Source organism: Escherichia sp. 93.0816, from assembly GCF_013368855.2.
Lineage (GTDB): Bacteria > Pseudomonadota > Gammaproteobacteria > Enterobacterales > Enterobacteriaceae > Escherichia > Escherichia ruysiae.
Map to the genome: position 1 here is coordinate 1 of NZ_JABWNC020000045.1, position 5,926 is coordinate 5,926.

7 protein-coding genes and 4 pseudogenes are annotated in these 5,926 nt (G+C 46.5%); 2 read left to right on the plus strand and 9 right to left on the minus strand.

Annotated elements, in window-relative coordinates:
- The 3 genes and pseudogenes from HEM79_RS21900 to HEM79_RS22795 form a co-directional block, all read right to left on the minus strand.
- Positions 1-104 (minus strand): annotated as a pseudogene (locus HEM79_RS21900) (DUF4222 domain-containing protein); the annotation flags it as partial.
- 6 nt (positions 105-110) lie between these two features.
- The gene (locus tag HEM79_RS21905; protein ID WP_001113144.1) at positions 111-431 is read right to left on the minus strand and encodes a hypothetical protein; all 321 of its coding nucleotides are present in this window, start codon (positions 429-431) and stop codon (positions 111-113) included.
- The gene (locus HEM79_RS22795) at positions 424-627 is read right to left on the minus strand and encodes a host cell division inhibitor Icd-like protein (RefSeq protein WP_001247057.1); all 204 of its coding nucleotides are present in this window, start codon (positions 625-627) and stop codon (positions 424-426) included. The genes HEM79_RS21905 and HEM79_RS22795 overlap by 8 nt, the downstream gene beginning before the upstream one ends.
- A gap of 196 nt (positions 628-823) precedes the next feature.
- Between HEM79_RS22795 and HEM79_RS22800 the strand changes: the two genes are divergently transcribed.
- A complete protein-coding gene (locus tag HEM79_RS22800) occupies positions 824-1,129 on the plus strand; it encodes a YlcI/YnfO family protein (RefSeq protein WP_000190561.1) in 306 nt (101 codons plus the stop codon).
- Between the two features lie 333 nt (positions 1,130-1,462).
- Here the strand turns inward: HEM79_RS22800 and HEM79_RS21915 are convergent, their stop codons facing one another.
- The 6 genes and pseudogenes from HEM79_RS21915 to HEM79_RS21940 form a co-directional block, all read right to left on the minus strand.
- The gene (locus HEM79_RS21915) at positions 1,463-2,044 is read right to left on the minus strand and encodes a BRO-N domain-containing protein (protein ID WP_042017548.1); all 582 of its coding nucleotides are present in this window, start codon (positions 2,042-2,044) and stop codon (positions 1,463-1,465) included.
- Positions 2,045-2,103: 59 nt separating this feature from the next.
- Complete coding sequence (locus HEM79_RS21920) at positions 2,104-2,307, minus strand: helix-turn-helix transcriptional regulator (protein ID WP_001095275.1); 204 nt, start codon at positions 2,305-2,307, stop codon at positions 2,104-2,106.
- 12 nt (positions 2,308-2,319) lie between these two features.
- Positions 2,320-3,558, minus strand: a complete 1,239-nt coding sequence (locus HEM79_RS21925) for a tyrosine-type recombinase/integrase (RefSeq protein ID WP_042017551.1) — start codon at positions 3,556-3,558, stop codon at positions 2,320-2,322.
- Positions 3,559-3,722: 164 nt separating this feature from the next.
- Positions 3,723-4,715 (minus strand): annotated as a pseudogene (locus HEM79_RS21930) (phage terminase large subunit family protein); the annotation flags it as partial.
- On the minus strand, positions 4,715-5,209 hold the full coding sequence (locus tag HEM79_RS21935; protein ID WP_000373425.1) for a DUF1441 family protein: 495 nt from the start codon (positions 5,207-5,209) through the stop codon (positions 4,715-4,717). The gene HEM79_RS21935 and the pseudogene HEM79_RS21930, both read right to left, overlap by 1 nt.
- Positions 5,210-5,577: 368 nt before the next feature.
- Positions 5,578-5,727: pseudogene (locus HEM79_RS21940) on the minus strand (HNH endonuclease); the annotation flags it as partial.
- Here HEM79_RS21940 and HEM79_RS22520 point away from each other — a divergent pair.
- Positions 5,728-5,926 (plus strand): annotated as a pseudogene (locus HEM79_RS22520) (hypothetical protein); the annotation flags it as partial.

Consider the following 5,926-nt stretch of genomic DNA (forward strand, 5'->3'; position numbering starts at 1 on the left):
TTTACCGTTACTCTGTTACCGTTCTTATCCAGATAAATAGCGCCGGGGATAATTTGGGGGTGTGCATAACCGCTGGCAGTCAAGCCAGATAAATACGTTCTCATGATTATTTATCCCCGATTTGAATCAGTATTCGCTTTCTTTATAGCATTTAATGCATCTGTGGCATTTTCAATGGTGCACCGTAACGAAATATCAAAATGTCCAAGCATTGCCAGTAACAAACCGATATTACCCATATCAATGCGCATGGCCTTTTCGTCATATTCCTCATTTTCTGACGCATGCCACATCAGGCTACCAATTGACGCAACAGCCATTGATATATTGTCAGTAGCCCCATCCGCAGCGGAATAAACCTTTTTAGCAATATCATGCTCACAGTTAAAATGCGGATTAATCAGGTACTGGTAATTTGACATATCAGGCATGGCACACCCCCTGACGAATACGGGCGGCGAATACCATCACGCAGCCAGCCGGGGATTGCTGGCGTGCTTCCTGTTCGCTGGTGGCCACGATGTGAATCACGCGCGGTTGTGCGGTGCTCAGGGCGATAAAACGCCAGATGTATTTATTCAGGTTGTACGAGTCCCGCCCTTGCGGGTGTATGGTATAATTTCTCATAGCTGCCTCGATAATCTTGCTATCGTTGGTGGTTAGAAGCCCCGTTACTGCTCCTACAGTGCGGGGTTTCGTCGTTTCTGCACCTTGCATTAACAAGGTGTAAGTAACTTTATTTATAGGTGGCTTACATGTCAATGCTTTTATGTAAGACTTTTTATGTGTATATTGTCTTACACTTTCATTGAGAGGATTACAGATGGCTACAGGTTCAAAAAACGCAAAATCACAATCACTGACAGCTCGGATCCCGCATGATGTTATTGAAGGCATGGAATCCGTAAAACTGGACGGTGAAAGCAACGCCGGATTCATAGTAACCGCCATGCGCGGTGAAATCGCCCGCCGCCAGGCAGAAGGAAGCGGAGAAAACCTCCTGGTTTCTTCGCTCGATGCCCTAGCGCAGGTGGAAAAAATCGGAGTCAAAGCCGCCGAGGAGATCGGGCAACTCGTCACCGTCGCGCGTGAAGAACTCCAGCGACGCAAGGTCAAAGAGCAGGAATAGCCACTATCAGCGCCATAGTTTGAGGAACGCAGGCGCATTGCTTTACAGGACAGCACCATGAGCGACACAGAATCAACCAAAACACCATCACCAACTCGTAAGAGACGACGCAAAAATATAGCGCATGAACATGAATCAGAAAGATTCGCACCTTGTTCGTTTGCTCTTGAGAAATTCCTTAAAGAGCACAGGAAAAAGCTCTCGTTGCAAACCTTGGAACGAACCAAATCTGACTGATCACATTGCCCACCAGCCGCAAATGTGGCATTGTTGGTGATGCGTTCAAGTTTAGTGTGTATCCATTGGCGACCGCCCCCGGTCGCCTTTGTTTTGTCACTGAATGCGGTTGCCAAAGTAAAACTCAGGCTGATATTCACGTATCAGCCTTTTTTCTTCTTCCTCCAGCTCACGCTTTTTGCGCTTACATGCCTGTAGCTCCCTCCCCTTCTCGCTGGCACTTATTTGATATTGCTCTTTACGGCGGGAAAAATCCTGTAATGCGCCCCACGGGATACCATAAGCCCCCGTTTTTCTGATACCTGGTATCACATTCCTGAATACCCAGTTACTGAAACGATGGGCGAACGTGCCAGGAGTAACAGCTTTGCGACTTCTGGCGATCAGCTTGTAAAAACCAGATTCAGAAACGACGCTATGATTTGGATTTCCGCGAATACCGTAGCTTAAAGCGACGGTATTCTTCTCATCCACATCCAGAGCTTTTAGAGCATCGCGTGAGTTGCTTATTTCCAGAGCTTCACAAACATCCTTTGCAACAAACCACGGATCGCCGTTCAGATACACCACACGAACATCCACGCCATCAAAGCGCAGAACGACAAGATCACGAATATCGCAGAATTTTTTTACTGAACGAGCGTACCCCTTGCCCGTCACGGCAATATTTTTATTCATCGTTTTTTTACCTCACATACAAAAAACCCCGCATTGCGTGCGGGGTATGAAAGATATTATTAATGGGGATTGGCCTGTTCTCGTTGTTTATCTAACCATGCCTCTACATCTCTACGGTGCCAGGTATGCCGCCGCCCAATTCTGAACGGTTGAGGAAAACCATTATTTTCATCTTTCCAGAAATTGATGAATGCGCTCATTGCCCCATAGCGCAAAATTTTCATTACGTCTTTAGTAAATAAAATATCTTCATTGGTATTCATTTGCTGAACTCCTCAACCATTTACTATTCTCAAACCTTTCTTACCACCGGATCTATTAATTACCCCTTTTCTCGCCTCATCAAAAAAATCTCCTACCCATTGCATCATAATTTTGCGTTGTTCTAAATAAGTAGTTCTATTATAAATATCTCTTATTTTATCACCACTTTTATGTGCTAATGCAGCCTCAATAACATCAGGGTTAAAACCCTCCTCATTTAAAAGCGTACTCCACATCGAACGAAAACCGTGTAACGTTACAATCCCTTTGAACTTGCTGGCAGCAATTGGGGTATTGATAGTATTCTTTCCCATAGGAGCATCTTTTGTTCTGGAGGAAAAAAATATATAACGCCCTCTTTTTATTTCCTGCATTGTTCTTAGGATTCTAATAGCCTGTGATGAGAGAGGCACAACATGTTCACGATGGCATTTCATTTTATGCGCGGGGATAATCCACAAGCCAGAATCAAAATCAATCTCGGACCACTCTGCTTTAATCGCCTCCCCTGGCCTGACCATTGTCAATATCTGGAATAAAAGTGCATTGTGAGCTATTTGATACTTATGAGGCACACTATCCCACCAACTCAGAAATTCAGGCAATCTTTCAACAGGTAGTGCAGCTAATGATTTATTTTTCTTTCCTGTGAATGCAGTTTTTATCTTAAGTAATGGATTTATTTTCAATGCTCCACAATTTACAGCGTAATTCATAATTTCATTTAATCTTGATATTAATTTTTTTTGCAACGCATTCTTATCGGATACGGCATCCAGAGCATTAATAGCTACTGGCGCTGTAATTTTCTCTATGCTGTACTTACCAAAGAAAGGAACAAGATATTTGTATACTTCATATTCGATATTATACAGCGTAGGTTTCCGCAATTCCGATCCCTTTTTAAAAGCGATCCATGCATTAGCAACAGCTTCAAATGTTTGTAGATTTTTTAGTGACATCTCAATTTTACGATTTTTCTTCTCTGTCACTGGATCAACTCCACGTGCAATCATTCGCCGAAGTTCATCACGTACTTCCCGTGCTTCCGCGAGTGAGAATTCAGGAAAACGCCCTATCGTGTATGTCTGCCGTTTCTTCGTTATCGGATGGCTATAACGGAAACGCCACACTTTTCCACCAGCTTTACTCACATTCAGCAATAAACCGAACCCATCATAAACGGCATAGTCCTTTTCACGTGGTTTCATTCCCTTAACTTCAGTCACGGTTAATGGCTTTACCGGCATCTATCGCCCTCATTTTTTAGTCCGTCATGTAGTCCATTCAAGTCGATAACAAGCGATAAACTAACTCATTATCAAGTAAAGAGAGGAAACTCAAAAAATCACAACTCATTGAAAAGACTACAAAACGACACCAGAACATAAAAACAGGTAAGAAATGTACCCTACATCCAGAATGACGCAATACGTGAGCGTCGGGGATCACCATAACGACTGCCATCCGCATTGATGGATTCACCATCCCGCAACCAGACCCCACGTCCGTTCAGCTCACGTTTTTGTTCAGGCATAATCCGTCCTGAACAGGAAGGACACTGAATATAAGCCGCCTCACTTGCCAGCACGGGATCGGCAATATCACGGAAACCAGCAACCACATCGCCGCAGGGCTGAAAATACTCACCACAGTGTGGACAGGGCCAGTACCAGCGACGGCGATCGCCACGGTTATAGAGCGATAGTATCCCCGTGGTTGGTGGAGCCTCATGCGGTGAAGTCCGTCGCCATTTCACATCCTTCACATCCCTGCCGGGGGAACTCTCCACCAGCGTCATACCACTGGACATAAATGTTGTGGTACGTTTTGAGGCAAGAGAGAAAGCATCCCCCTCGCCATCAATATCTTCCGGAAAACGGTCATAATCCGTCAGCGCGACGCATTTATAATCTGATGAGGACATGATATTGACTGACGGCCAGCCGATTTTCAGGTAGTTACCAGCAAGGAATGTTCTGTCATAAACGTTGTTGTCATTTTTGTTCGGACTCAGGCGACTGACCACTTCCGGGCTGACGCGAAACGTTCTGGCGAGTCGTTTTTTGGAGTGTTCGCGGGCTTTTTCCTCCGTCATCTGAATAATCAGCATATCAGCAGGATCGCAAATCACGTTGTAAATCACCCAGCCGTCAATCAGGCCGATAGTCTTGCCGGTTCGTGCCGGGCCAACAAATATCACTGCGTCGTATTCACGCGAGGCCAGGCAGTTCATCGGCTCAATAACATACGGTGCCACCAGCGGATCCCACGGGACTGAGTTCCCTGCCCCCATGGGCACCCGCATATACTGAGCAACGGCATCAGCAACCCGCATTCGTCTCGGTGCGCGAAGGATATAACCTGAATCGGTTCGTGCTGCCTTTGCGGTTTCCTGATTCAGCATTACTCCTCCTGCTGTAATTCCTCCTCATCATCCGCACCTGCTTCAGTCACCCGCAGGGCTATCTGATCGCGCAGATCATCAATAATGGACTGAACACGGCTCACAGCGGCAGGCTGCAGACCGCAGTCACGTTCAAGAATATCCGGTAATGTCTCCAGCACCTGCACGACCGCTTTTGCCCAGATGGCAAACTCCCGTCTGACATCACTGGCCGGAATGAGTTGTGCCGTTTCCTGTTCGAACTTAAGACGCTCACGTTCAGACTGATACCAGGCTTTGCGCTCATGCGCGTCCATTTCGCCTTCTGCAACCGGCGGTGGTAATGCCAGAAATGCCGACACAATATCAACCACCCGATAAAGCTTGAGGTTGCTTTCATGCCCCCCTGCAACGGGTAGATTTTGCAGCCTTGCCGCAGCAGTCTGGCGATGTACACCTGACAGTGCCGCCAGTTGACTGATATTCAGCGTCAGATTTTTTAACTCTCGATCCATACCCGCTCCAGAATGTTTTAAACATGCATCTTGCGAACAACTTTAGGCAAACGGTGTTAGTGATGAACAAAAAACAATCAAAATCGACACCATAAAAATAAAACCACTGTAATATCAATCCATTACAGTAGTGGTGATGACGGATAAAATTTCAAAAACTAGCCTTTTTCCGCGACGCTCCCGCCCCGTGGCAGGCCACCCCACCGGGAGGACCCGTCAGCCTGACAGCCATGACGAACGTCTTATACAGCCCTTGCATGAATGGCATCGGGATAATCCAGAAAGGAATAGCATCGACCCACAAGAATCTGTGTGAGTGTCCTGTTTCTTCCACCCCCGCACAGGACTGGCGAGCATGAGGGACAACCCCGCGAACCATAACCGCGCTGATGACAGGACTGGCCCGGCTTGTATTGCTTCCAGCCTTCGCTTTTGTGGCTTTTGCAATAGCCTGACGGATCTGTGGTGGTATTGCGGTAGCCGCGAACACGGCAGGTTTTTGGGGTTCGTGGGGGCATATGTACTCCAATGAAGAAGCCACCAACATAGCCTCCTCCATTCATCGTGAAACTATTTTCATCTTCCCAGTAATGAATTCTTTGAAGAGTCGAGATCAATACAACTCACTGATGGGAGAGGCTTGTCTCACGCGTAAGGCAAGTTTCCTGTTTGATTTACTGGACAGTATAGGGGGGCAGAATGCCTTCCTCACTCGAA